The organism is Pseudomonas sp. RT4P38, assembly GCF_054897765.1.
In genome coordinates this window covers 4,244,457-4,270,395 of the sequence record NZ_CM142703.1, presented here as the reverse complement: position 1 = coordinate 4,270,395, position 25,939 = coordinate 4,244,457, and the positions used below count along the sequence as shown (strand labels likewise).

The window sequence follows — 25,939 nt, the reverse complement described above, 5'->3', positions numbered from 1 at the left end:
ACTTTGGCATCTCATGGGCCTGATCAGGCGCTCAAACTAACACTCGATAGTACAAGATCGAATTTTATGAATTTCTATTTTGTAAGAAATTGTTTGTAGTGCGCTGCCATGTCGATCAGCAACACTCAATGGACAGGCTGAAACTGCCGGATTAGAGGGATGCCGATTCGAGCCAGCGGAATTGACGGGCCAATCTCGCCGTTGGTCGTAAAAGCCGGACCTGAACAGTGACGAGAGTGAAAAGGAAGCTGATTTCACGCTTCTCTCCAGCGTCCGCAAAAAGTAATCTGTCACACCGACACTTGGATGGATCCAAACCATGCACCTGACCCACCGCCCCGTCAGCGCTGAAGATATTCCGACCCTTTGCGCCTTTGCGCAAAATCCCCAAGAGCTGTTCTTTATGTTCCCGAAGGCGCAATACCCGCTGACGGAAGATCAACTGCAGGCATCGATTACTCAACGTTCTGACTCAACGGTGGTTGAGGGCGACGGTTCTGTTATGGGCTTCGCGAACTTTTATACGTTTGATCGCGATGGCGTCTGCGCGATCGGCAATGTGATCGTGTCACCCAAAGCTCGGGGGCAAGGTATCGCGAAGTTTTTGGTGCAGACGATGGTGGGGCTGGCGTTTGAACGTCATCGGGCACGCGAGGTGCAGCTGTCGTGCTTCAACGAGAATACGGCGGGGCTGCTTCTTTATCCGCAGCTTGGGTTTGTGCCGTATGGGGTTGAGGAGCGCTTGGCGCCGGACGGGCGCCGGGTAGCGCTGATAAAGATGCGGTTACTCACCGAAGCCAAAAGCATGGAAATCCCCTGTGCGTAGATAAAGCTTGCCCCGTAGTGCTGAGAAACAAGAGTTGCGAGCGCTTCCGGAAGAGCCTGGTGGAGGATCGTGAATTAGACTAAACAGCGAACATCCGACGGTGGGAGTGACAACTGTGGCGGGATTCATATGGACTCGCTGATCACAGCCGCAGCACAGGCGCTGGCAGCGGGTGATCCGCTCGGCGCGCTGAACCGGGTCGCGTTGCGCGACGATGCGCCAGCGCTGGCGTTGCGCGGTATTGCGATGGCGCAACTTGGCGATCTGGTGCGGGCCAAGGCGCTGGTGCAGAAAGCAGCACGGGCCTTCGGTCCGAAGGAGACCTTGGCTCGGGCGCGGTGTGTGGTCGCTGAAGCCGAGATCGCCCTGGCCTCCCGGGAATTGGGCTGGCCGGTGAAGGCACTCGACTCGGCGCGGGTGACACTTGAGGCGCACGGTGATCGAGTGAACGCCGGTCATGCGCGGTATCTGCAGATTCGGCGTTTGCTGCTGATCGGGCATCTCGATGAGGCCGACGTGCTGCTCGCCGAGCTTGACCCCGCGCCATTACCGCCGGCATTACGCGCCGCCCACGAACTGGTCGTGGCGGGGATCGCGATGCGGCGACTCGAGACGCAGAAGGCGCGGTCTGCACTCACCAGGGCCGAGCACGCCGCACGCGATGCCGGTATTCCTGCGCTGACGGCCGAGGTGGAAAACGCTGTCCTTGCCCTGAACACGCCTGTCGCGCGGCTGATTGCCCGTGGCGAAGAACGGCCTCTGTTGCTGGATGAGGTTGAAGCGCTGCTCGGGTCAACGTCGCTGGTCGTGGACGCGTGTCGCTACGTCGTGCGTGGCGCCGGCATGTCGGTTTCCCTCGCCACACGCCCGGTCTTGTTCGCCCTCGCACGGGCACTGGCCGAAGCCTGGCCCGCCGACGTGTCGAGGGAAACGCTGATTGCCCAGGCCTTTCGTTTGAAGCTCGCCGATGAGTCCCTTCGCGCACGGTTGAGAGTCGAAGTCGGGCGGCTGCGTGCGGCGCTTAAACCCTGGGCCGGCGTCACCGCAACTAAACGTGGTTTTGCGCTGGTGTCGCTGGTTGCCTGCGACGTTGTGGTGCTGGCGCAACCCGTCGAAGAGAAACACGCGGGGGTGTTCGCCTTCCTCGCCGACGGTGAATCGTGGTCGAGCTCGGCCCTGGCACTGGCCCTTGGCGTCAGCCAGCGGACGGTGCAACGGGCACTCGACGAACTGGCCTGCGCGGGCAAGGTGCAGTCGTTCGGTCGCGGCCGGGCGCGTCGCTGGATGACCCCGCCGGTGCCGGGTTTCGCGACGACCTTGTTACTCCCGGTGCCACTGCCGGGTGACTAGGATGAACGCCACCCACCCGTAACGAGGAAACCAACATGAAACAGTCAGAAGCTCAAATCCTTCGTGAATATGGACCCTTTGCCGGTGTCGACACGGTGCATGGCGTCACCTGGGATGGTCGGCACATCTGGTTTGCAACCGGCGACACACTCAACGCCCTGGATCCAAAGAGTGGCAAGACACTGCGCTCAATCGACGTCGCCGCCCATGCCGGCACCGCCTTCGACGGCCAGCACCTGTTCCAGATTGCCGAGGAACGCATCCAGAAAATTGACCCGCAGACCGGCCGCGTACTCGCGACTATCCCGGCGCCTGGCGGCAGTGACTCAGGGCTGACGTGGGCGGAAGGGACGCTGTGGGTCGGTGAGTATCAGGATCGCAAGATTCATCAGATCGATCCCGAGACCGGCGCGATTCTTCGCACTATCGAATCCAACCGCTTCGTCACCGGGGTGACCTGGTTCGATGGGCAGTTGTGGCATGGCACGTGGGAAGGCGATGAGAGTGAGTTACGCCATGTTGATGCGAAGACCGGCGAGGTGCTGGAGAGCGTGAAGCTGCCGGCGGGCGTTGGGGTGTCGGGGCTTGAATCGGACGGTGGCGATCAGTTTTTCTGCGGCGGCGGTGGCAGTGGAAAGGTGAGGGCGGTGCGGCGCCCCAAATAAGGCGCCGCTCAATCACTCAAGGCGCCCCAAACAACATCGTCCAGTAAACCCCCTCATCGCTGCGCGCGTCTGCTGCATAGGCTGCACCCATCTGGGTAAACATCGGGTTCATCAGGTTGGCGCAATGCCCTGGACTGGCCAGCCAGCCCGACATTGCCTTGCCGGGTGAGCCCTGACCGGCGGCGATGTTCTCGCCGATCTGCCGGCCACGGAAACCAGCGGCTCGCGCCCGGTCTGCGGGCATCTCACCGTCGGGGTCCTGGTGTGCAAAGTAGTTGCCGTAGGCCATCGCTTTGCTGTGCCCTTGCGCCGCAGCGCCCAAAGCGGCGTTCCAGGCCAATGGCCGTGCGGCAGCGAAGCGCTGACGACCGCAGAGCCGTGGCTTTGAACGCGCCGCATTGACTTGTGCCAGCAACGCCTTGCTGACCGCTCGCGTATCGCCCACCTGATTGTCGAGCACCGGCCGCGCCAGCACGATCTGCCACTCGCTCCGGGCGCGACTGACGCCAATGTCGGCGAACTGGGTATCGAGCAACGCCGCGCAGTGATCGCTCTGAAGCATGTCGAAGGCCTCATCGGCATCCCGCGCACCGACTACACGTAGGGTGCGCACCGTCACCGCCCGATAGCCGGACGCTTTCAATCTATCGCGCAACCCGCCGCCATAGCCGATCGGCAAGGCCAGGTTCGCCTTCAACGCCAGCGGCGATAACGCTCGGCCCGCGCGCCCCGAGCAGCGATCGGGGTGAGCGCGGTAATCGTTGATGGCTTCCACCAATTGCCTTTCGGCACCGGCGTGGGCGGGGTTGGCGAACAGGGAAAACAGAGGAATGAAACAGAGCGAGGCAACGCGAAAGGACAGGAGGGTTTGGCGCATGGATGGACAGCTCTGAGCGGGCGAGTGGATTTTACGGCTCGGCTATGACTGACGCTTCAACACAAGGTTCACGAGCGCAAGAGATCTATTTGTCGCGCCCGCTCACTTCGAAAACTTTCGCGCCCCGGCCACGCAAAGGATCACCGCGACGGTAACCCCCAGCATGCCAATGCTGACCTGCTCGTGAAGCAGCGTGGCCGCCAGCGCCAAGCCAAAAAACGGCTGTAGCAACTGAAGCTGGCCGACGGCAGCAATTCCCCCTTGGGCAAGCCCGCGGTACCAGAAGACGAAACCGATCAGCATGCTGAAGATCGATACGTACGCCAGGCTGGTCCACGCAGGTGTCGTAATTCCCGAGAACGAAGCGGGGGCCATGAACCAGGTCAGCGGGATCATGACGGGCAGCGACAGCACCAATGCCCAAGAGATCACCTGCCAGCCACCCAGTGTTCTTGAAAGCTTCGCACCTTCTGCATAACCCAGCCCGCAGGCGAGAATGGCCAGCAGCATGAGCATGTCGCCTGTCGGAGAAGCTGTCAGGCCTTGAGAGACTGCAAACCCCACGACCAACGCGCTTCCCAGGACCGAGAAAAACCAGAACACCGGCCGTGGACGCTCCCCTCCGCGCAACACGCCGAACACCGCCGTGGCAAGTGGCAACAGGCCAACGAAGACGATGGAATGCGCCGACGTCACGTACTGAAGCGCCAGCGCCGTCAGCAGTGGAAACCCGACTACAACGCCCACCGCCACGATCACCAGGGGCAGAAGTTGACGCTTGGCGGGTCGATTTTCTTTAAACAGCACAAGCATGCAAAGCGCCAGAACCCCGGCAATCGCCGCTCGGGCAACGGTCAGGAAGACCGGGTCGAATTCCATCACGGCCAACCGCGTGGCAGGCAGCGAGCCGCTGAAAATCAGCACGCCGATGAACCCGTTGAGCCATCCGCTCGCGGTCTTTTCCGTCGTTGGGTTTTGCAGGGTCCGTTCCATTTCAGGGCACTCTCAATTTGCAGAGATCCATCGTATGATCGACGGACACTACAATCAAAAAATTGTCATGGATACACCTCGACATGCCTCGCTCACGGTACAAGTCATTAGTGGATGCTTTTGCGGCTGACATCCGGTCCGGACGATTGTTGCCGGGTACGCGATTGCCGACGCATCGTCAGCTCGCAGCGACAGAAGGGCTGGCGCTTGTGACCGCCACTCGGGTCTATGCAGAGCTCGAAGCCATGGGCCTGGTCAGTGGCGAGACGGGGCGAGGCACGTTCGTACGGGAGACTTCGTTGCCGCCTGGCTTGGGTATTGACCAGAAAAACGTGGCAGTAGGAATGACCGACCTCAACTTCAACTACCCCTCGCTGCCAGGGCAGGCGGAACTCTTGCGCAATGCGCTGCGCCAGCTCGCATCGGCCGGTGATCTGGAGTCTCTGTTGCGCTACCAGCCACATGCCGGCCGTGCGCATGAGCGGGCCTCTGTGGCGCGCCATTTGCTCGTCCGAGGGCTGACGGTGGATGCCGAGCAAGTGTTAGTGGTCAGTGGTGCTCAGCATGGGCTGGCTGTGACAATGATGGCGCTGCTGCAACCCGGTGATGTGATTGCGGCGGATGCGCTGACCTATTCAGGATTCATCGTGCTGGCCGAAGCCTTGCACCTTGAAATCGTGCCCATTCCCGCGGGCGAACATGGACCTGATCTAGAGGCGCTGGACAGCCTGTGCCTTCGTCGTCGCGTGCGGGCGGTGTACACGATGCCGACGCTGCACAATCCGTTGGGATGGGTCATGAGTGCTAACCAGCGTGAGTCGCTGGTGACGATTGCGCGCAGGCATGACTTGCTCATCATCGAGGACGCCGCTTATGCCTTCCTCGCAGAGGACCCGCCTGCACCGTTAGCGCAACTCGCTCCCGAGAGGACCGTTTACGTTTCAGGGCTCTCCAAGAGTGTTGCTACCGGATTGCGCGTAGGTTTCGTCGCCGCCCCCGCCGAAAAAGTGCCTGCGTTGGAGCGAACGATCAGGGCGACCACCTGGAATACCCCGGGCGTGCTGACGGCGATCGCGAGCACGTGGCTCGACGATGGCACGGTCATGCAACTGGAAGCTGAAAAATGCCGGGATGCGCAGGCCAGGCAAGCCATGGCCCGTGAAGTGTTGGCAGGACTTCCGTGCGTAGGTCACCCTTCGTCCTATTTTCTTTGGCTGCCCTTGTCTGAAGATGCAAGGGCTGACCAGATTGCCGCGGCGCTGATGCGTGAAAAAGTGGCGGTTTCAACCGCTGAGCCTTTTGCTACTTCTGCTCATGTACCGCATGCGATCCGCTTGGCGCTGGGCTCAGCGGAGATGGGCGCACTTCGCGAAGCGCTTGAAAAAGTTAAGTGGGTGATTGGCGCTTATTCATAGCCTGAAGTCGGCCAACCTCAATCATTTGTTGTTCCCCTCTTGCGCGACGCACGAGGGTCACCAACGACGTCTATATTGAAAGGTCCAGTCCGCTGCAGAATACGCAAGCGCCCTGACGAGTGGCGAATCCATCAAGCAAGAAGGACTGGTCGATACGCTCACGGAGGGCAATCTTTTCATCCAGCATTTTCAATCAGGAGATCATCATGACCCAGATCGAAAAAGTACTGTACACCGCCAAAGTCCACACCACCGGTGGGCGGGACGGCGCATCACGCAGTGATGATGGACGTCTCGAAGTCAAGCTTTCGTCCCCTGGCACCAAGGGCGAGGGCACCAATCCGGAGCAGTTGTTCGCCACGGGATGGTCAGCCTGCTTCATCGGTGCGATGCAAGTCGCTGCCGGTAAAATGAAAGTCACGCTCCCGCCTGACCTGGCCATTGACGCCGAAGTTGACCTGGGCACCAACTCAAGCGGTTACCTCCTGCAGGCTCGCCTCAACATCAGCCTGCCGGGAATGGACCGCGAAACAGCCCGAGCGCTGGTGGATGAAGGGCACAAGCTGTGTCCGTACTCCAAAGCCACACGGGGCAACATCAACGTCGAAATCAACCTGATCTGAGCCGGACCTGTTACGCAATTTGGGCAAGGGATCGCAAGGGTGAAACAGAGCGTTTTCGCCCTTGCGATGTAGCTCACGTGCCCCCTGCATCCTCTGACTGGCAGGCAAGGGCGGCCACTTCGCGGCCTGGGAACAGCCGCAGCTTTTTACCGAGGAACTTCGCACGGCGTTCCGCTCGCTGCGCTAAGTCGCAAGGCGTCCACTTGCGTTTTTCACTCGCGTGGCTGAAAAGCGGCCACTTACAAACCATTGCCCAAGACCTTGAGATAGTCGGGACTCTCGGAAATTGAGTTGTGCCCCGTACCCGGTATGACCTTCAGCGACGCCACCCCGTTGGCGAAATGCGTGAAGAGCCGCTCCGTGCTGGAACGCGGTATCACTTCGTCGTGCTCAGCGGCGATCAAGAGTGTCGGCACCGTGATGTGGGCGGCGTACTTCCAGGATTCAAAGGTGTCCTTCAGCAACCACTTCACCGGGAAGATGGGGAACTGCCGGGCGGCGAGCTCTTCAAGACTGTTGTAGGGCGTGATCAGCACCAGACGCGCCGCCGGACGTTGGCTGGCGAGGCGCACGGCGACGCCAGAGCCCAGGCTGCGACCGACCACCGTAATGTGTGGATGGGTGGCGTAGACCTGGTCAAACAAAGTCAGGGCGTCGCGTGAAATCATCTCCTCGGAGGGCGATCCGGAACTGCCACCGTAGCCTCTGTAGTGCAGCAAGTAGAGGGCTTGATCGGCATAGGCTTCGGAAAACGAAGGCAGGCTGCGGGAGACGTCCTCGGCATTTCCACCGAAATAGATCAACGCTTTGGGCCCCTCGTGCGGCCTGACGGACACCAGCACCTGCGCGTCGTCGACCGACAGCGTGAGCAGCGTTGCCGAGGTGCCGACAGCGCGAGGTTGCGGGTAGTAGATGAGGGCGCGCTGGAACACGAACAGCGCAGCGCAGAGCGCCAGATACACGACGGTGAGGATGACGACGATTGACACCAGGATTCGTGGCATTCGGCTAACTTTAGTGGGCGGCATTGACGGCTCTGGCCGGAACACGGCTATCGCTTGATCGCTGTCAGAGTGTAGTAGACCGATAGCGCGACGCACCGGGAGGGCACCCATGCCCATCGTTGTTAAATGGCTTAACGTTCTGCCCGCCGAACGAGCGGCACTGAGGCTGGGCTTCGTCTTCCATTTCTGCGTGCTGGCCAGTTATTACCTGGTACGACCGCTGCGCGATGCCTTGGGCCTTGAAGGCGGAGCCGACAAGTTGCAGTGGCTGTTCACGGCCACCTTCGTGGTGATGCTGCTGATGGTGCCATTGTTTGGTGCGCTGGTTTCGCGGTTGCCAGCCACCCGATTCGTGCCGTTGATCTATCGCTTGATCGCCTTGTCGATGCTGGTGTTCGGTGTGTTGATCGCTAATCACGTTGCGCCGGTGGCGGTAGGTCGGGTGTTTTTCGTCTGGATCAGTATCTACAACCTGTTCATCGTCTCCATCTTCTGGAGCGTGCTGGTGGACCGGTTTTCCAGCGAACAAGGGCGGCGGCTGTTCGGCTTCATCGCAGCCGGTGGAACGCTGGGCACGTTCATCGGGCCGTTGCTGGCCGCGACCATGGCCACCCGGTTTGGCCCGGTGGCGTTGACCTTCGTCGCGGCGCTGCTGCTGGAAGTCGCGGTGCGCTGCTATCGGGCGCTGTTGTTTCGTACCGCGTCGCAGTCCGGCAGCCGGTTGCTGGATGATCGGCGCATGGGCGGCAGCGTGATCGCCGGCGTCACGCTGATTCTGCGCTCGCCTTATCTGCTGGGGCTGGTGTTGTTCATGCTGTTGCACACCAGCGCCGCGACCTTGTTGTATTTTGAACAGGGGCGAATTGTCGCCGGTAGCTATGCTGATGTGGCCAGCCGAACGCAATTCTTCGCCGTCGTCGATTTGATCGTGTCGGCGCTGACCTTGATATTTCAGCTAGTGCTGACGGCGCCGTTGATCCGTCTGATGGGTATCGGCGGAGCGCTTGCAGCCTTGCCGTTGGTGACGATCGTGGCGTTCGCCGCCATGGCCCTGGCGCCCGTGCCTGCAACCGTGGCGCTGGTTCAGGGGCTGCGCCGTGCGGTCGAGTTCGCCATCGTGCGTCCGGCGCGAGAAGTGCTGTGGACGGTGGTCAGCCGCGAAGAAAAATACAAGGCCAAGAATGTGATCGAAACCTTGGTGTATCGCGGCGGAGATGCCGCCAGTGGCTGGCTGTCCGCCGGGTTGACGGCGCTGGGAGCGGGTTTCGCTCTGGTGGCGCTGGTGATCGTGCCGTTTGCCGGGCTGTGGGCCGGGTTATGCCTGTGGCTGGCCCGGCAGCAGGAGCAAAGGGCTGACAGCAAAAATGTGGAAGGGCAATTCCATGAACCACACTGATGGGTACACGCGTCGCAAAATACTCACGCTGGCTGCCGGAGTTTCGGCGGTTTTCACCTTCGATCCGGCCTTTGCAGCATCCACGCCGTCGACGGAAACAGGAGGCAAGAACATGCTGACCCGGGCCATTCCATCCAGCGACGAGCCATTGCCGATCGTCGGGCTGGGCACGTATCGCGGCTTTGATGTCGAGCCTTCAAGCCCCGCCTACAAGCAGTTGCCCGCCGTTCTCCGTGCGTTGTTCGAGAAGGGCGGGACAGTGATCGACAGTTCGCCCATGTACGGTCGCGCCGAACAGACGACCGGTGAACTGCTGTCGATTCATGAGCCGCGTTCGCCGGCCTTCCTGGCCACCAAAGTGTGGACCCGTGGCCGCGAGGAAGGCATCGCGCAGATGGAACAGTCTTTCAAACTGCTGCAGACCGACCGGATCGACCTGATGCAGATCCACAACCTGCTGGACTGGAAAACCCATTTGCCGACGCTGCGCCAATGGAAGGAAGAAGGCCGCATTCGCTACATCGGCATCACCCATTACACGGCATCGGCGTATGACGAGGTGGAAGCCGTGCTCAAGGCTGAGCCGTTGGACTTTTTGCAGATCAACTATGCCCTGGACGATCGCGGGGTCGAGAAACGAATTCTGCCGCTGTGTCGTGAGCGCGGCGTGGCGGTGATCTGCAATCGGCCATTCGGCGGCGGTGATTTGCTCGCCCGCTTGAAGGACAAACCGTTACCGCGCTGGGCCTCGGATGTGAGGGTCAATAGCTGGCCGCAACTGGCGTTAAAGTTCCTGCTGTCTCATTCGGCGGTGACCTGCGTCATCCCCGGCACCGGCAACCCGCGTTACATGGCGGAAAATGCCGGTGCCGGTTTTGGTCCGATGCTGACGGGGGCGCAGCGCGAGCAGTTGATTGACATTGTGGGTTAGTTGCGCTGGCGAAACCGCTTCGGGATAGCTTCGGCAAACGCGATCAGCGCCGATCCAGCCACACCGTCTGGGCATTGCAGAATTCGCGCACACCGAAATGCGAGAGCTCACGGCCAAAACCGCTTTTCTTCACGCCGCCGAAAGTGACACGCGGGTCGGATGCGCAGTATCCATTGATGAACACGCCACCGGTTTCCAGTTCACCGGCCATCTGTTGGGCAAGCTCGACGTTGCGTGTGTAAATGGTTGAGGCGAGGCCGAATTCACTGTCATTCGCCAGTTCCAATGCGTGCGCTGCATCTCGCGCCATGATGATCGACGCCACCGGGCCAAACAGTTCCTGTTTGAACGAAGTCATCTGGTCAGTGACATCACCGAAGACCGTGGGCTCGTAAAAGTTGCCGGGGCCTTCAGCCTTCTTCCCGCCCATCAACAACGTCGCGCCTTCTTCCAGGGTGTCCCGCACCTGTTGATCGAGTTCATCACGCAGATCAAAGCGGGCCATAGGGCCGATGTAGGTGTCGGCGGACAGTGGATCGCCGACCACCAGTTTGCGCGTGGCGTCGACGAACTTGCGCGTGAACTCCTCGACAATGCCTTGCTCGACAATCAGGCGTTTGGCGGCCGCGCAGACTTGCCCGGTGTTTTGGTAACGGCCAATTACGGCGGCTTTGACTGCTTCGTCGAGGTCGGCATCGTTGAGCACAATGAAGGGGTCGGAGCCGCCCAGTTCCAGTACACACTTCTTCAGCGCCGCACCGGCTTGAGCGCCAATGGCCATGCCGGCTCGCACGCTACCGGTGAGGGTCACCGCAGCGATGCGTGGATCAGCAATCGCGGTGGAGACGCCGTCCGGCGTGACATTGATGACCTCGAACACACCTTCGGGAAAGTCGGCGCGATTGAAGGCTTCTTGCAACAGATAAGCGCTGCCCATCACGTTCGGCGCATGTTTGAGCACGTAGGTGTTGCCGGCGATCAGCGCTGGAACGGCGCCGCGCAGGACCTGCCAGATCGGAAAGTTCCACGGCATGACGGCGAGAATCGGACCGAGCGGGCGATATTCAATACGCGCTTTTCCACCTTCAACCAGCGTTGGTTCAGCGCTCAGCATCGCCGGGCCGTGCTCGGCATACCACTCGCAGAGCTGCGCACACTTTTCGATTTCGCCGCGTGCCTGAGTGACCGGCTTGCCCATCTCCAGGGTGATCATGTTCGCCATCGCTGCGGCGTTGTCGCGCAATGCCTGAGCCAGGGCGATCAACAACTGCGAACGTTGATCCACGGGTTTGCTGCGCCAGACGCGGAACCCGGCAGCCGAGCGGGCAAGGGCGGCGTCCAGTGCCGATGCGGATTCGAAAGGGTAGTGGCCGATCTGCTCGCCGTTGGCGGGGTTGATCGAAATGGCATAGGTGAGGCTGGAGACTTGGGTCATGGCACCGTCCTGCGAGGTGGGGATGCGCTCAGGTTACGGTGGCGATTGTTTTCTGGAAACTGAATAATACTGAGCATATCGTTCACGTTTGGAGAATGACTTGGATCTGGTTCAGCTCGAAATTTTCAAAGCCGTCGCCGAGCACGGCAGCATCAGCGCGGCCGCTCAGCACATCCACCGGGTGCCCTCGAACCTGACGACGCGGATCAAGCAGCTGGAGCTGGATCTGGGCGTGGACCTGTTTATCCGCGAGAAGAGCCGCCTGCGCTTGTCGCCGGCCGGCTGGAGTTTTCTGGACTATGCACGGCGCATCCTCGATCTGGTCCAGGAGGCCCGCGCCACCGTGGCGGGCGAAGAACCGCAGGGATCGTTTCCCTTAGGGTCGCTGGAGAGCACCGCTGCGGTGCGTATCCCTGAACTGCTGGCTGCCTATAACCAGAAGCACGCCAAGGTCGAGCTGGACCTGTCCACCGGACCCTCGGGGACCATGATCGACGGGGTGTTGTCTGGCCGATTGGCGGCAGCTTTTGTCGATGGACCGGTTCTGCACCCCGCATTGGAAGGCGTGCCGGCGTTTGAGGAAGAAATGGTGGTGATCGCACCGCTCAACCATTCCCCCATCCGGCGTGCGGCAGATGTTAACGGTGAAAATATCTATGCCTTCCGCTCCAATTGTTCTTACCGGCACCACTTCGAAAGCTGGTTCGCCAAGGACGCCGCGGTGCCCGGCAAGATTTTCGAAATGGAGTCCTATCACGGCATGCTGGCGTGTGTCAGTGCCGGTGCAGGCCTGGCGCTGATGCCCCGCAGCATGCTCGACAGCATGCCCGGATGCACCACGGTGAGCGTCTGGCCGTTGTCGGAATCGTTCCGCTATTTGCACACTTGGCTGGTGTGGCGCCGGGGGACGGTGTCACAAAGTTTGACCATGTTTGTGCGCTTGCTTGAGGAGCGCGGGGTGGTGCGGGATGAGGCTAACTGAGAGTTGCGGCCGGTTCGACGGTAACGTCGAACCGGTCGTGCGGTGCATCATGCGGTCAAGGCGTGTATGACCACATTGATATTGCCTCGCGTCGCCTTCGAGTACGGGCAGATTTGGTCTGCGGCGTGCGCCAGCTCCGTCGCGACGTCTTGCGTCAAACCTGGCACGCGAAGACTCAGCCGGGCCTGGAGGAAGTAGGCCGGACCGGTTTGACCCAGATCGACCTCAATATCAATGGCCAGATTGGGCGGCAGCGTCACCTTCATATTTTTCGCCGCCAGCTCGACGGCAGCGGTGTAGCAGGCCGACCATGCGCCGGCGAACAGCTGCTCCGCGGTGGGGTGCGGCACGATGGCTGCGAACTCGTGTGCCAGTCTAGGGTTTCCAGGCGACGAGAGCTGGATGGCGAGGCCGCGGGAGGAGTTGTCACCGTCGCTGAACGTCGTGTGGGTTTTGCCTGTGGCCAGGACTTTTTCGATCTTGTTCATGGATGAGTCCTCAACGTTTTGATGGGGTTGTGATTCGTATGCGCCTAAAGCGCATGCGATATATATGGCGTATCGACAAGGCCAATCGATATCAACGCCGCGCGGTGCGTCAAGCCGTGAGGACGTTCAGGGCCACGTCAATGTTACCCCGCGTCGCTTTCGAGTACGGGCAAATTTGATCTGCGGTGTGCGCCAGTGTCGTCGCGATGTCATGCGCCAGACCCGGCACGCGCAGGGTCAATCGAGCCTGAAGGAAGTAGGCCGCACCGGTCTGACCCAGATCGACTTCGATGTCGACAGACAGATCCGACGGCAGCACCACGTTCATCTCACCGGCCACAAGGCCAACGGCGGCGGTGTAGCAGGCGGACCAGGCGCCAGCGAACAGTTGCTCGGCGGTCGGGTGAGGCTGGGTGGCTGCGAACACGTGTGCCGGTTTCGCGTTACCCGGCGACGACAGCTCGATGTCGAGGTTGCCGTGGCCACGGGTCGTGTTGCCAGCGTCGCTGAACGTGGTGTGGGTCTTGCCGGTGACCAGTACTTTTTCGATCTTGCTCATGGAATGAATCCTCAACGTTCAATAGGGTGCATTTAATAGTCGCATACGTTTGTATCGCATACGATTGAAATAATAATCGCGCAGAGCCCAATCGGTGTCAAGGGGTGGTGCGCGGCCCAGCCGACGAATGGTCGTATTGCCGGGATATGCCGAATTCGTCGTCGACCGGGCCTAAAGCGATCAAGCCGTGGTGTCTGGAATGGGCCAGTCTGAGCGGTCTGTCCAAGGAGTTGATGATGAAACGACTGTCCCTGGCCGAAGCTCGCGAGCTGGCCGAATCGATCTTGCTGCACAACGGTTTCAACCTTCCCCACGCTCAGGCGGTGGCCGCCACGGTGATTGCCGGCGAACGCGATGGCTGCGCCTCCCACGGTTTGTATCGGGTATTGGGTTGCGTAAATTCGCTCAGGGCCGGCAAGGTGGTGGCCGATGCCGAGCCGCGGGTGATCGACCAGGCACCTTCGATCGTGCGGGTCGATGCGGCGGGTGGTTTCTCCCAGTTGGCGTTCCAGGCGGGACTGCCATTACTGGAGGAGAAAACCCGGGCAAACGGGATTGCGGCGTTAGCGATCAATCGCTGTGTGCATTTTTCCGCCCTGTGGGTCGAGATCGAGCAGCTGACCGCTGCCGGCCTGGTGGCGCTGGCGTGTAATCCCAGCCATGCCTGGGTCGCGCCGGCGGGAGGCAGTCAGCCGGTGTTCGGGACTAATCCCATCGCCTTCGGTTGGCCGCGCTCGGGCACGGATCCCTTTGTGTTCGACTTCGCCACTAGTGCGATTGCCCGTGGAGAGATCGAGTTGCATCGACGCGCCGGCAAGGTGATTCCCGAGGGTTGGGGCGTGGACGCTGACGGGCAGCCGAGCACCGATGCGAACGTGGTGCTCGATGCGGGTGCGATGCTGACGTTCGGCGGGCACAAGGGCTCGGCCTTGGCCGCCATGGTGGAGTTGATCGCCGGGCCGTTGATCGGTGATTTGACCAGTGCCGAATCGATGGCCTATGACGCCGGCAGCAAGTCATCGCCGTACCACGGCGAGCTGATCATCGCCCTCGATCCGCGGCGCTTTCTTGGCGAGGCCACCGAGCAGCACTTGGCCCGTGCCGAAGTGATGTTCCAGAGCATACAAGGGCAGGGCGCGCGCTTGCCGTCGCAACGGCGTTACGAGTCGCGAGCACGCAGTCTGGTGGAAGGCGTGCAGATTCCCGAAGCCTTGTACAACGACTTGAAGGCACTGCTGGGCTGAAGAAACGGGAGGCGCCCAACCCTGTGGGAGCGAGCTTGCTCGCGATGAGGCCATCAGATTCAACATCTTCGTTGACTGACACACCGCCATCGTCGGAACGCCGCCCGGAGCAAGCTCGCTCCCACAGGGGGCACAGATGAGTGGTTGTTTAAACCGGTTCGCGATGGCTGTTGCCGTCGACCAGACGGGTGATGCCCAGCGGATTGGCGTTTTTCAGCGCCTCGGGCAAGAGCGCATCCGGGCAATTCTGGTAGCACACCGGGCGCAGGAAACGCTCGATGGCCAGGCTGCCGACCGAGGTGCCACGGGCATCGGAGGTGGCCGGGTAGGGCCCGCCATGCACCATCGCATCGCAGACTTCGACGCCAGTCGGGTAGCCGTTGAACAGCACCCGGCCGACTTTCTGTTCGAGCAGCGGCAGCAGTTCGTCATGGGTTTGCAGGTCACCGGCCTCGGCAATCAACGTGGCGGTGAGTTGACCGTGCAAGCGCTGCAATGCCTGTTGCAGTTCAGCCTTGTCAGCCACTTCCACCAGCATCGTGGTGGGGCCGAAGACTTCTTCCTGCAGCAGCGGGTCGCCGTTGAGCAGCAGGCTAACGTCGACTTTGAACAGCTGCGGCTGGGCTTGTTTACCCTGTTGTTCGCGGCCGGCCAGATGGGTGATTTGCGGATGCGCGCGCAAGGCCTGTACGCCCTTGGCGTAGCTGGTTAACGTGCCGGCGTTGAGCATGGTTTGCCCCGGCTGTTCGACCATTACCGCGCTAAGCGTTTCAATAAATGCGCTGAACTCGGGGGAGCGAATGCCGATCACCAATCCGGGGTTGGTGCAGAACTGGCCACAGCCGAGCACCACTGACGCGGCAAGTTCGCGGGCGATTTTCTCGCCCCGCAACTGCAGCGCTTCGGGCAACACCAGCACCGGATTGATGCTGCTCATTTCGGCGAATACCGGAATCGGTTGTGGCCGTGCGGCGGCCATGTCGCAGAGGGCGCGACCGCCCTTGAGCGAGCCGGTAAAACCCACCGCCTGGATCGCCGGATGCTTGACCAGCGCTTCACCGACCCCCGCGCCGTAGATCATGTTGAACACGCCTTTGGGCATGCCCGTTTGCTCGGCGGCGCGAAGGATCGCATCGGCCACAAGCTCGGCAGTCACCATATGCCCGCTGTGGGCCTTGAACACCACCGGGCAACCGGCGGCCAGGGCAGCTGCGGTATCGCCACCGGCGGTAGAAAACGCCAGCGGGAAATTGCTCGCGCCAAACACCGCGACCGGGCCGACGCCGATCCGGTACTGACGCAGATCGACCCGTGGCAGCGGCTGACGCTCGGGCATAGCCCGGTCGATGCGCGCACCGTAGAAATCGCCACGGCGCAAGACTTGGGCGAACAGGCGCATCTGACCGCTGGTGCGACCGCGCTCACTTTGAATGCGCCCGGTCGGCAGCGCCGTCTCGCGGGATACCAGGGCAACAAACTCATCGTCCAGTGCATCCAGTTGCGCGGCGATGGCCTCGAGAAATTCCGCGCGCCGGCTCGCCGGCAAGTTGCGAAAGGCCGGGTAGGCTGCCGCGGCGGCCTGAGCAGCGGCGTCGACTTCTTCAACGGTGGCTTGCATGAACGACCAGGGCAGCGCTTCACCGGTGCTGGCGTCATGGCTTTGCACAGTGATGTTGCCGGCGGCGCTGCGCGCACCGCCGATGTAGTTGTGGCCGATGATGTGGGGCATGAAAAACTCCTGTCGGAATGTGAGGCCAAATACGTTGTTGCCAGACTGCAGCTGCTATGGGTTGCGTATTGAAGTCAAGCCAACGAATCACCCTGGCGTGCAGTGACGGGGTCGGCGTTACCCAGGGCAGCGATCCGTGCAGCAGATTCGCTATCCACCAGATGCAGCGACTTACCCCGGGTTTCCCGAGTCAGGCCGACGGCGACGATGGAGATCAGCGCAGCGCCGACCAGGTACCAGGCGATCGGTGTCGAGCTGTGGTACTTGTTGAGCAGGGTGAGGGCAATCAGCGGCGCCAACGAGCCGGCGAAGATCGGTGCCACCTGATAGCACAGGGACAACGCGGTGTAGCGCACGTGGGTCGGGAACATTTCGGCCATCAGTGCCGAGTAGGGCGCGTAGGTCATCGACTCGATCGCCAGGCCCAGGGTGATGGCCGCGATGATCAGCCAGTTGTTGCCGGTGTCCATCATCGGGAAGCCGATGAAGCCCCAGAATGCGGTGAGGATTGCACCCGTCAGGTACACCGGTTTGCGTCCGACCAGGTCGGACAGATAACCCATCAGCGGGATCATGAAAAAATGCAACAGGTGCGCACCGAACATCAGAAACAGAATCTCTGAGGTGTCCTTGTGCACCACCAGCTTCAGGTAGGTAATCGAGAAGGTCACGACGGTGTAGTAGAGGATGTTTTCGGCAAACCGCGCACCGATGCCGATCAGCACTGCACGCCAGTGATGACGCAGCACTTCGACTACGCCCAATTGCTGTTGCTTGTTTTGCGCCTGACGGGCCTGGGCTTCCTTGAAGATCGGCGCGTCATCGACGCTGGTGCGAATCCAGTAGCCGATCAGCACCACCACCGCCGAGAACCAGAACGCTACACGCCAGCCCCACGCGAGGAATTGCTCCTCCGACAGGTTCGACGACAACAGCAGCAACGCAACGGTCGCCACCAGGTTGCCGGCCGGCACGCCGGCTTGTGGCCAACTAGCCCAGAAGCCCCGGCGATTGTCCGGGCAGTGTTCGGACACCAGCAGAATCGCACCGCCCCATTCCCCGCCGAAAGCGAAACCCTGGATCAGCCGCAGCAGCACCAGCAACACAGGCGCGGCGTAGCCGATCTGGTCGAAACCGGGCAGGCAACCCATCAGGAACGTGGTGATGCCGACCACCACCAGGCTCAGTTGCAGCAGGCGTTTGCGGCCGAATTTGTCACCGTAATGACCGAACACCAGACCACCCAACGGGCGGGCGAGGAAGCCGACGGCATACAGGGCGAAGGCCGCGAGGATGCCGTCGATCGGGCTGTCGGTCTGGCGAAAGAACAGCTGGCCGAAGACCAGCGCCGAGGCGGTGCCGTAGAGGAAGAATTCATACCATTCGGCGACGGTGCCGGCCATGGCGGCGGCCACGACACGTTTGAGTCCCGAGGGTGTGGTTGCGCGGCAGGTGCTGTGAGGATTGGACATGCTGACGTTTCCTGTAGAGGCGCAAAGACAGGCAGCCGGGCCGGGTCCTCAAGGACCCGCCCGGCAATCACTCAGAGACCGACGTCCGGCAACTCCGGACGATTGGCCAAGGCCTTGGCCATGATCTGCTCGACGAAGACGCGATCGGCTTCCGGCAGGGCCAGACGGGGTGGGCGGGTCAGGGCGCTGCCGCGACCGGCGATGGCTTCGCACAGTTTGATGCACTGCACCAGGTCGGCGCGGGCGTCGAGGTGCAGGATCGGTATCAGCCATTCGTAGATCGGCATGGCGTCGGCGAAGCGACCCGCCTTGGCCAGGCGGAAGATGGTTTCACCTTCTTTCGGGAACACGTTGGACATGCCCGAGACCCAGCCTTCGGCCCCCACGGCGATGCTTTCCAGCACCACGTCGTCGAGACCGGCGAACAGCACAAAGCGGTCACCGACTTCATTGCGCACGTCGATGAAACGCCGGGTGTCGCCGGAGGAATCCTTGAAGCACACCACGTTGTCGCAGTCGGCCAGGGAAATCAGGATGTCCGGGGTGACGTCGTTTTTGTAGATCGGCGGGTTGTTGTAAACCATCAGCGGGACATCGGCATTCTTGGCCACGTAGCGGTAGTGCTCGGCGGTCTCGAACGGCTTGGAACCGTAGACCAGCGCCGGCATCAGCATGACCCCGTCGACACCGACCCGGCGCACGGCGTTGGCGACTTTGGCCGCTTGAATGCTGGTGAATTCGGCCACACCGCAGATCACCGGCACGCGGCCGCGGGAGGCGTCGACCGCGACTTCGGTCACGGCGATTTTTTCTTCGGCGGTCAACGAGGTGTTTTCCCCCACCGAACCGCAAACCACCAGGCCCGACACGCCGTCACGGATCACGTTGGAAATCACCTGGTGGGTTTTTTCCAGGTTGATGGTGAAGTCGTCGTTGAATTGAGTGGTCACCGCGGGGAAGACACCACTCCAGTTAATGCGCTTGCTCATTGTTGCCTCCGGTTCAGTAATTGTATTTCGTATACGATATTTCAAGTGACAACACTCGGCCAGTGCTTTTTTCAGTTACGTAGGGTTTTTTGCTAGCCGTTGGTCAGAGTTTTTGGTGATGGGTTGGAAGACAGTGCTCAGGCCCCAGGCCAGGTGTCAGACAGTCGATAGCCTTGTGGCCACGGATCGCTCGGATCCAGCAGCAACTGGTGGGTGCCGGTGATCCAGGCCCGGCCGGAAATGCACGGGTAGATCGCCGGGCGTCCGGCCACTTCGGTCAGCGAATCGATGCGGCAGTGAAACTCGGAACCGATGATTGAGCGGCCGATAAAACGCTCGCCGACCTGCATCAATCCTTTGGCCTGCAGCACCGCCATCCGCGCCGAGCAACCGGTGCCGGTCGGTGAACGGTCGATCTTGCCGGGTTGAATCACCACCGCGTTGGCCCCGGTGGCGATGCCATTTTCATAGACGAGGGGAGCAGCGATCTGGCAGAAGGAAATGTGCGACCACTCGGGGTTCAGCGGATGGACAAATCCGAGTTGTTCATTGGCCGCGCGAGTGATTTTCAGCCCGACCTCGACCAGCTCCGCCGCTTCATCAGGACGAATGGAAAAGCCCAGGCGCTTGGCATCGGCGATCACAAAACTGTCGCCGCCGTACGCGGTGTCGACCTGCAATGAGCCGAGACCTTCGACTTCGATCCAGGCATCAAGGCGGTCAGCGAAGGAGGGCACGTTCTTGATTTCCACCCGTTCGACCTTGCCGTCACGGCAGTCGGCAACAGCTTCGATCAGCCCGCCCGGTGCTTCGAGCACCAACCGGGTTTGCGGTTCAGTCATCGGCAGGATGCCGCTGTCGAGCAGCACGGTGGCCACGCACAGCGAGTTGGAGCCGGACATCGGTGGCGTGTCGGCCGGTTCCATGATGATCCAGGCCATCTGCGCCCGAGGATCCTTGGCCGGCACCAGCAGATTGACGTGGCGGAACACGCCGCCCCGAGGTTCGTTCAGCACGAAGTTGCGCAGGGTCTGGTCCTTGGCAATCCAGCGTGACTGTTCCCACACGGTGGCCCCGGGCGGTGGTGCGACGCCGCCGACGATCACGTCGCCGACTTCGCCTTCGGCGTGACAGCTGACTACATGGATGACTTTTGATGAGCGCATGGTTTGCTCCTTGTTTTGTCTGTTAGGGCCTCATCGCGAGCAAGCTCGCTCCCACAGGGTTTGGTGGTGTACACAAAATCACTGTGGGAGCGAGCTTGCTCGCGATGGGGCCATTAGTTATTTCACCGACTTCAGAAAGGCCGCAGTTTCCGCATGCACCGGATTACCGATGACCTGATCAGGCGAGCCAATCTCGTGCACCAAACCATTGCGAAAGAACGCCACTCGGTCGGACACATCGCGGGCAAAGCGGATTTCATGAGTCACCAGGACCATAGTCATGCCGTCTTCGGCGAGCATGCGCATGGTGTCCAGCACCTCGCCCACCAATTGCGGATCGAGGGCCGAAGTGGCTTCGTCGAACAGCATGTAGTCCGGCGACATGGCCAGGGCGCGGGCGATCGCCATGCGCTGCTGCTGGCCGCCGGAGAGCTTGCCGGGAAAGGCTTTGAGCTTGTCGCCCAGGCCAACGTGAGTCAGTTGCTTGACCGCCAGTTCCTCGGCGTCGCACTTGCTCTTGCCCAGCACTTTGCGTGGCGCCAGCATCACGTTTTCCAGCACGGTCAGGTGTGGGAAGGCGTTCCATTGCTGGAAGACGATGCCGATCTTCTGCCGCAGACGGTTGAGGTCAGTGGCGCTGTGATGGACCTCGACACCGTCGACGCGGATGTTGCCTTTCTGGATCGGCTCCAGGCCGTTGATGCACATCAGCAGGGTCGACTTGCCCGAGCCGGAGCCGCCGATGATCGACACCACCTCGCCTTTGTTCACCGTCAGGTTGACGCCCTTGACCACTTCGAGGTTGCCGAAGGATTTGTGTACGTTGTCGATCTCAATCATTTTCTTGCCACCTTCTTTCCAGACGAGCGCCGAGGCGAGCGACCACCAGGCTCATGACGTAGTAGATGAGGCCCGCGATGCACAGCACCAGCAGCGGTTCCTGAATGCGGGTCACGATGGTTTGCGAGGCGCGCAGCAGTTCGACGATGCCGATCCACATCACCAGCGCGGTGTCTTTCATCACGCTGAGCACCAGGTTCAGCCAGCCGGGAAAGGCTACTCGCGTGGCCATCGGCAGAACGATCCAGCGCAGGTCCTGCAGGAAACTCAGGCCCAGCGAGCGACTGGCCCGGCGCACGGTGAACGGCACCGAAAGCACGCCGCTGCGCACGATCTCGGTGAAGTACGCGGCGGCGTAGACCCCGAGCACAATGCAGCCAACGCTGAAGGCGCTGATATTCAAGCCGACGATGCTTTTCAGCGAGTTGAACAAGACAAACTGGATCAGCAGCGGCACGCTGCGAAACACGTCCAGCACCCAGGCCAGAGGCAGGCTGGCGCGCGGCAACAGTGCCCGCAGCAAGCCAAACAACAGCCCGGCGAAAGAGCCGAGGATGATCGACCAAAACGTGAGTTTCAGAGTGACCCAGGCGCCATCAAGCAAGAACAACAGGTCATTCCAGGAAAAACTGGTGGTCAACATGGTCACCTCCTCAGTAGCGGAACAGTCGCCAGGCCATCAGCCGGGCGACGGCGACGATCGCCTTGGCGATCAGGTAATACAGCGCCGCGGCGATGGCGAAATATTCGAAGGTGCGGAACGTCTTGACGTTGTAATCCTGGGTCACGCCGGTGAGGTCATTGTTCAGCCCGACGATCACCCCCAGCGACGTCATCAGCACCGCCCAGACCATCTGGTTGCTCAACGGGTAAAACACGATCCGCAGCAGCTGCGGGACGATGATCATCCGGTAGGCCTGGAAGGCGCTCATGCCCAGCGAACGCGCGGCGCGCACTTGTGTGCCGGGTACAGCCTTGAGGCCACCGCGAAAGTTTTCCGCCAGGTAGCCGGCGTTGTTGAAGGTGATCCCGGCCAGCAGCGCGAACCATGAGCTGACATGCAAATCGAGTGAGCCGAGGCCGAAGTAGAGGACGTAAATCTGGAACAGCGACGGGGTGTTGCGGGCGATCGACACCCAGCCGTTGCCAATGCCGCGCAACAACGGTTGTTTGGTTTCGCGCATCACCGTCAGGGCCAGGGCGATCAACACGCCGAAAATCATCGACAGTGCGGCGGTCTCGAAGGTGACCCAGGCGCCGGCAAGCATGTCCGGCAGGGCGCGCAGGGTCGCGCGCCATTGGAAGGTGTAATCAAACATGCGCGTGTCTCTCCAGAGAGGCGGCCGATTGCAACCAGGCCGGCAAACGACCGCTGGCCGTGGCGCTGCAGGCGGCGTCGACGCATTCAGCGAGGTTGGCGAAGTGCACCTTGCGGCCCACCAGGCCGGGTGCGTAATGGGCGTACTTGCCCGAGTTGGTCATCAAGGTTTTGGCGGCCAGCGGGATCACCGGTTCGCCGAGCATGCACCAGCAGGTATCGGTGACCAGCGTCGCACCGAAGGCTTCGATCACCGCGATATGCCCGGCCTCGCGGGCCTGCTCCAGCACCGCGCGGCCGCAGGTGATGGCAAGCACGACTTCGGGGTGTTTGTGCCGACCCCGGCACAGCCGCGCCAGATGCGCGAATTCGCTGAGGGAGAAATGCGGGTTACCCAGCGAGACCACATCCACCCGGTTGTCGCGGGCACTGTTGAGCTCCCGCCAGCTGAGCAGCAAATCCTTCAGGCAGATTTTTTCCACCGGCACATCGGCATCCGCCTCTAGCACCTGCGTCGGGTCGAGTGCTTCCGGCGTCACCCCGGCGATATGGAACAGCGGCGCGGCGGAGGTGGTGGCGAAAGCGGCGCCGAAGGCTTTCAAATCGTCCAGGCTCGGCTTGCTCTGTTCCAGTCCCAGCACCAGCGGAATCCGGCTGCCGGCCAAGGCACCGATGTGGTAACCGAGCAGCGGGTAGAAGGCATCATCCAGCTCGCGCAAAACCGGTAATTCGATATGCAGTCTCGCTTTACGTTGCGCGTCCAGATGGCAGCCGATCAACGGCGCGCGGCCGGTCAGGGCGATGCAGATATCCAGGTAGTCCGGGTATTTCAGGGTGCGTGCGCCGAGCACGCTGTTGGCATACACCACGGCGTTGGATTCGGCCCAGACGATTTGCTCGCCGGCCTTCGGCGCGCTGTCGAGCAAGTAGGGCGCGCAGGTAAAACTCAGCTGTGCGCCCATCGCCATGTACGCATCGCCGAGGGCGCTGGCCGGCACACCGAGTGCCGGATCAATGCCCAACTCGCGCCAACGGCGCTGGTCGACGGAAATCGAATTGAGGGTGGTCGGCACCCGTACTTTTGCTCCCCACTGCACCAGTTGTTCAGCAAAGCGCAGGCTCGCAGGTCCGGTATAAATGCAGCCGTCGATGTGTGCCTGGGTGACATCCACCAGGTTGCGCGCACCTTGCAATTGCGCCATGCGCAGGACGATCTGCATGGCCACTTGGGCGGCTTTGCCATGCTCGCCGTCGAGCAGCGCCTGATCGTGTTCGGTGAGTTCGATTGAGGTGATTTTTTCTACTGTCTGCAACGGACTGTCGAGTGCCTGCCAGGCATCGCCCGGCAGGTGTTCGAACAGGGTCACCGTTGATGCTTCGACCCGAGCAAAGGCCTTGCCGCGCAACGCGGCGAAGGCCTCCCGGCCGATGCACAGCACCGGCAGGGAACGCTCGAAAATGGTCTGTGCCACCAGCACGCCCAAGGTCAGGATCTCATCGGGTTCGGCCAGCACCAGTGCGGCCGGCGCGTGGCCGTTGCTGATCAATTCCATCAGCACACTGCTGCCAGTGCACGAGCCGCGGCCGCTGGGAATGGCCAGCACCCGGTTGGCCAGGTATTCGCCGCTGAGCGGGTGGTGACGGTCGATGACCTCGCCGCTAAACGGGTCGACTCCACCCCAAAAACTCAGCCCGACATCGGCAAACAGCAGGGCACCTTGTGCGGCGCCGGCGACCAGGCTGCGACCGGTCAGAGAGGTTGGCCTAGGCATGCCGGACACCTCAGTAATAGACCTTGGGCACGGTCAGGTCGGTGGGTGAAATCTCGGTGCCGACCCATTTGGTGAACAGCTCGTTGTAGCGGCCGCTGCGCACCTGCTGATTGACGAACAGGTTGAGGTAGTTGAGCAGGCCATACTCGTTACGCTTGGCGCCCAGGGACACGTAGTCGATGGTGTACGGCGCGTTACCGGCGATTTTCAGGTTCTTGTATTTGCCCGACTTGATCGTGGCAGCGGCCACGGTGTTGGTAACCACGGTGGCGTCGATGTGGCCCTGGGCGACCGCTAGCAGCGTGTCGTTCTGCGACTGATAAGCGCGGAAGGTGCCGGTGCCCCAGCTCTTCACGTCTTTTTCCAGAGCGATGGCTTCATAGGTGCCGCTGGTGTTGCCCAGGGCTTTGCCTTTGATATCGCCGAAGCTGTTGATGCCGGTGTTGTCGCGGGTCAGCACCACCATCTGGAAGGCGAAGTACGGCACGGTGAGGCCGACGGTCTTGGCCCGTTCGAGCGTGTCGGAAGTGGAGGCAACGATTACGTCGGCGCGCCCGGAGACCAGCGCCGGAATTCGATCGGGGAAAGGCGTTTCAACCACTTCAGCCTCGACCCCGAGGATTTTCGCCAGGTCGCGGCAATAGTCCACGTCGAAACCGGCCGGGTTGTTGCCTTCATCGCGAAAACCCATGGGCGGGAAGTCCAGGGTCACGGCGCAACGCAGCTTGCCCGAACCAATAATCTCGTCGAGCTTGTCGGCCTGGGCGGTGGCGATGAAGGAAGTACTGAGAACAGCGCTGAGGGCTACGGCAAATGCGGGGTTTTTCATAGAGGCCTCGTGGTCGGAAAGTGCTGTTAGATATCGTATTGTGAATTCCGTATACGATATTTGATTAGCAATGAGCGTGCCTGTTTCCGAACAGCGGCGAAAATTATTCGCCAAGCCTTGAGTTAAACGTCCTGCAAGAGGGTGGGAATAAGGCGCGGGAAAAGAACGCCTCGATGGCCTGTATCAGGCAGTGTTACAGAAGGGAGCAGTGGGGACGCCGGGCGCCCCTTAAAGGAACACTCGCCCGGGTTCAGCGACGGCTTTCGCGATACTGACTCGGTGCCAGACTGGTCAAGGCGCGGAACTGTCGGCTGAAGGCACTGTGATCGGTGTAACCGCAGCGCAGGGCGATCTCGGTGATGGGCAGGTCAGTGTGCAGCAACAGCCGGGAGCCTTCTTCCAGACGCGCCTTATGAATCATCTGCCGTGGGGTGAGTTGGAACACCCGTTTGCAGTGGCGCTCCAGTTGCGCCACGGAAAGCCCGGCGATCGCAGTCAGTTCGGCGAGGCTGATGGGCCGGGCGAAATGGCTGCGGATATGCGCGTCCACCGCCGCGAGTTTCTGAAAGGCCGGATGGCTGGACTGTGGCAGTTGCAGGTCGCGGGAGATACCGGCCAAGCCGACCACATGACCCTGCAGGTCGCGCAGCGCGAGTTTGTGGGTCAGGCACCAGACCGGCTGGTTGCCGTAATACAGGTGCAGTTCGAGTTGGTCAGCCAGCTCGCGCCCGGTGGACAGCACCCGCCGATCCTGCTCGGTATACAGCGGGCCGAAGCGCTCGGGAAAGACCATGTCGGCGGTGCGCCCGAGCAACTCGTCACTGTGTTTGAAGCCGCAGCGGCGGGCCAGGGTCTGGTTGACGAAGGCGTAGCGGGCCTCGCTGTCCTTGATGAAAAACACCACGTCCGACAGGGTGTCGAGCAGCGCCGCGATCGGCTGCAGACTGCTTAGCAGGGTCGGCAGATCGCAGGGTTTGAAGGTAGTGAGCGAGGCATACATGGCGCTGGGTGTCTGGTGGCAATGCCCCGGATCATA

25 protein-coding genes are annotated in these 25,939 nt (G+C 61.4%); 9 read left to right on the top strand and 16 right to left on the bottom strand.

All coding sequences use genetic code 11. From position 1 onward, the window contains the following. Positions 1-319: 319 nt before the first annotated feature. From ACYZT7_RS19735 to ACYZT7_RS19725, 3 genes are all read left to right on the top strand, one after another. Positions 320-826 carry a GNAT family N-acetyltransferase gene (locus ACYZT7_RS19735; protein WP_462037884.1) on the top strand — a complete coding sequence of 169 codons (507 nt, stop codon included), beginning with the start codon at positions 320-322 and terminating at the stop codon, positions 824-826. 129 nt (positions 827-955) lie between these two features. Then, the gene (locus ACYZT7_RS19730) at positions 956-2,176 is read left to right on the top strand and encodes a helix-turn-helix domain-containing protein (RefSeq protein ID WP_462037883.1); all 1,221 of its coding nucleotides are present in this window, start codon (positions 956-958) and stop codon (positions 2,174-2,176) included. Positions 2,177-2,211: 35 nt separating this feature from the next. Further along, positions 2,212-2,841: a Vgb family protein gene (locus tag ACYZT7_RS19725; protein WP_462037882.1), complete on the top strand. Its 630-nt coding sequence runs from the start codon at positions 2,212-2,214 to the stop codon at positions 2,839-2,841. A 16-nt stretch (positions 2,842-2,857) separates the two neighbouring features. Here ACYZT7_RS19725 and ACYZT7_RS19720 read toward each other — a convergent pair whose 3' ends face one another. Then, positions 2,858-3,718: a CAP domain-containing protein gene (locus ACYZT7_RS19720; RefSeq protein ID WP_462037881.1), complete on the bottom strand. Its 861-nt coding sequence runs from the start codon at positions 3,716-3,718 to the stop codon at positions 2,858-2,860. A gap of 102 nt (positions 3,719-3,820) precedes the next feature. Continuing rightward, positions 3,821-4,711, bottom strand: a complete 891-nt coding sequence (locus ACYZT7_RS19715) for a DMT family transporter (protein WP_462037880.1) — start codon at positions 4,709-4,711, stop codon at positions 3,821-3,823. Positions 4,712-4,794: 83 nt separating this feature from the next. Between ACYZT7_RS19715 and ACYZT7_RS19710 the strand changes: the two genes are divergently transcribed. Together ACYZT7_RS19710 and ACYZT7_RS19705 are read left to right on the top strand one after the other, a co-directional pair. Beyond that, the gene (locus tag ACYZT7_RS19710; RefSeq protein WP_462037879.1) at positions 4,795-6,126 is read left to right on the top strand and encodes an aminotransferase-like domain-containing protein; all 1,332 of its coding nucleotides are present in this window, start codon (positions 4,795-4,797) and stop codon (positions 6,124-6,126) included. A gap of 206 nt (positions 6,127-6,332) precedes the next feature. Then, positions 6,333-6,749 (top strand): organic hydroperoxide resistance protein, encoded by a 417-nt coding sequence (locus tag ACYZT7_RS19705; RefSeq protein WP_462037878.1) that lies wholly within the window; start codon positions 6,333-6,335, stop codon positions 6,747-6,749. A 239-nt stretch (positions 6,750-6,988) separates the two neighbouring features. Here ACYZT7_RS19705 and ACYZT7_RS19700 read toward each other — a convergent pair whose 3' ends face one another. Continuing rightward, positions 6,989-7,777 carry an alpha/beta hydrolase gene (locus tag ACYZT7_RS19700; protein WP_462037877.1) on the bottom strand — a complete coding sequence of 263 codons (789 nt, stop codon included), beginning with the start codon at positions 7,775-7,777 and terminating at the stop codon, positions 6,989-6,991. Positions 7,778-7,862: 85 nt separating this feature from the next. Between ACYZT7_RS19700 and ACYZT7_RS19695 the strand changes: the two genes are divergently transcribed. Continuing rightward, positions 7,863-9,149: an NTP/NDP exchange transporter gene (locus ACYZT7_RS19695; RefSeq protein ID WP_462037876.1), complete on the top strand. Its 1,287-nt coding sequence runs from the start codon at positions 7,863-7,865 to the stop codon at positions 9,147-9,149. Continuing rightward, positions 9,136-10,080 carry an aldo/keto reductase gene (locus ACYZT7_RS19690; RefSeq protein WP_462037875.1) on the top strand — a complete coding sequence of 315 codons (945 nt, stop codon included), beginning with the start codon at positions 9,136-9,138 and terminating at the stop codon, positions 10,078-10,080. Before ACYZT7_RS19695 ends, ACYZT7_RS19690 begins: the two co-directional genes overlap by 14 nt. Before the next feature lie 43 nt (positions 10,081-10,123). Here ACYZT7_RS19690 and ACYZT7_RS19685 read toward each other — a convergent pair whose 3' ends face one another. Further along, entirely contained in the window at positions 10,124-11,515 is a 1,392-nt protein-coding gene (locus ACYZT7_RS19685; RefSeq protein ID WP_462037874.1) for an aldehyde dehydrogenase family protein, read from the bottom strand. Between the two features lie 100 nt (positions 11,516-11,615). On the opposite strand from ACYZT7_RS19685, the gene ptrR reads away from it, so the two are divergent. Further along, positions 11,616-12,497 (top strand): putrescine utilization regulator PtrR, encoded by an 882-nt coding sequence (gene ptrR / locus ACYZT7_RS19680; RefSeq protein WP_462037873.1) that lies wholly within the window; start codon positions 11,616-11,618, stop codon positions 12,495-12,497. Positions 12,498-12,544: 47 nt separating this feature from the next. On the opposite strand, the gene ACYZT7_RS19675 is transcribed toward ptrR, so the two are convergent. Together ACYZT7_RS19675 and ACYZT7_RS19670 are read right to left on the bottom strand one after the other, a co-directional pair. After that, the gene (locus ACYZT7_RS19675) at positions 12,545-12,985 is read right to left on the bottom strand and encodes an Ohr family peroxiredoxin (protein ID WP_462037872.1); all 441 of its coding nucleotides are present in this window, start codon (positions 12,983-12,985) and stop codon (positions 12,545-12,547) included. Between the two features lie 109 nt (positions 12,986-13,094). Continuing rightward, the gene (locus ACYZT7_RS19670; protein ID WP_462037871.1) at positions 13,095-13,544 is read right to left on the bottom strand and encodes an Ohr family peroxiredoxin; all 450 of its coding nucleotides are present in this window, start codon (positions 13,542-13,544) and stop codon (positions 13,095-13,097) included. Positions 13,545-13,780: 236 nt separating this feature from the next. On the opposite strand from ACYZT7_RS19670, the gene ACYZT7_RS19665 reads away from it, so the two are divergent. Next, entirely contained in the window at positions 13,781-14,788 is a 1,008-nt protein-coding gene (locus ACYZT7_RS19665; protein WP_462041834.1) for an Ldh family oxidoreductase, read from the top strand. Positions 14,789-14,936: 148 nt separating this feature from the next. Here the strand turns inward: ACYZT7_RS19665 and ACYZT7_RS19660 are convergent, their stop codons facing one another. The 10 genes from ACYZT7_RS19660 to ACYZT7_RS19615 all read right to left on the bottom strand — a co-directional run bounded on the left by ACYZT7_RS19660 (position 14,937) and on the right by ACYZT7_RS19615 (position 25,903). Beyond that, entirely contained in the window at positions 14,937-16,517 is a 1,581-nt protein-coding gene (locus tag ACYZT7_RS19660; RefSeq protein ID WP_462037870.1) for an aldehyde dehydrogenase (NADP(+)), read from the bottom strand. A 74-nt stretch (positions 16,518-16,591) separates the two neighbouring features. Beyond that, a complete protein-coding gene (gene abaF / locus ACYZT7_RS19655) occupies positions 16,592-17,989 on the bottom strand; it encodes a fosfomycin efflux MFS transporter AbaF (RefSeq protein WP_462037869.1) in 1,398 nt (465 codons plus the stop codon). A gap of 71 nt (positions 17,990-18,060) precedes the next feature. Further along, positions 18,061-18,978: a dihydrodipicolinate synthase family protein gene (locus ACYZT7_RS19650; protein WP_462037868.1), complete on the bottom strand. Its 918-nt coding sequence runs from the start codon at positions 18,976-18,978 to the stop codon at positions 18,061-18,063. Positions 18,979-19,115: 137 nt separating this feature from the next. Further along, on the bottom strand, positions 19,116-20,144 hold the full coding sequence (locus tag ACYZT7_RS19645; RefSeq protein ID WP_415767312.1) for a trans-3-hydroxy-L-proline dehydratase: 1,029 nt from the start codon (positions 20,142-20,144) through the stop codon (positions 19,116-19,118). 117 nt (positions 20,145-20,261) lie between these two features. Further along, the gene (locus ACYZT7_RS19640; RefSeq protein ID WP_458509235.1) at positions 20,262-20,984 is read right to left on the bottom strand and encodes an amino acid ABC transporter ATP-binding protein; all 723 of its coding nucleotides are present in this window, start codon (positions 20,982-20,984) and stop codon (positions 20,262-20,264) included. Then, positions 20,977-21,627: an amino acid ABC transporter permease gene (locus tag ACYZT7_RS19635; RefSeq protein ID WP_008157201.1), complete on the bottom strand. Its 651-nt coding sequence runs from the start codon at positions 21,625-21,627 to the stop codon at positions 20,977-20,979. The genes ACYZT7_RS19640 and ACYZT7_RS19635 overlap by 8 nt, the downstream gene beginning before the upstream one ends. A gap of 10 nt (positions 21,628-21,637) precedes the next feature. Beyond that, on the bottom strand, positions 21,638-22,303 hold the full coding sequence (locus tag ACYZT7_RS19630) for an amino acid ABC transporter permease (protein WP_008157202.1): 666 nt from the start codon (positions 22,301-22,303) through the stop codon (positions 21,638-21,640). Beyond that, a complete protein-coding gene (lhpI, locus tag ACYZT7_RS19625; RefSeq protein WP_462037867.1) occupies positions 22,296-24,074 on the bottom strand; it encodes a cis-3-hydroxy-L-proline dehydratase in 1,779 nt (592 codons plus the stop codon). The genes ACYZT7_RS19630 and lhpI overlap by 8 nt, the downstream gene beginning before the upstream one ends. Positions 24,075-24,084: 10 nt before the next feature. Then, positions 24,085-24,903, bottom strand: a complete 819-nt coding sequence (locus tag ACYZT7_RS19620) for an ABC transporter substrate-binding protein (protein WP_462037866.1) — start codon at positions 24,901-24,903, stop codon at positions 24,085-24,087. Between the two features lie 250 nt (positions 24,904-25,153). Continuing rightward, positions 25,154-25,903: an AraC family transcriptional regulator gene (locus ACYZT7_RS19615; RefSeq protein WP_462041833.1), complete on the bottom strand. Its 750-nt coding sequence runs from the start codon at positions 25,901-25,903 to the stop codon at positions 25,154-25,156. Positions 25,904-25,939 lie beyond the last annotated feature (36 nt).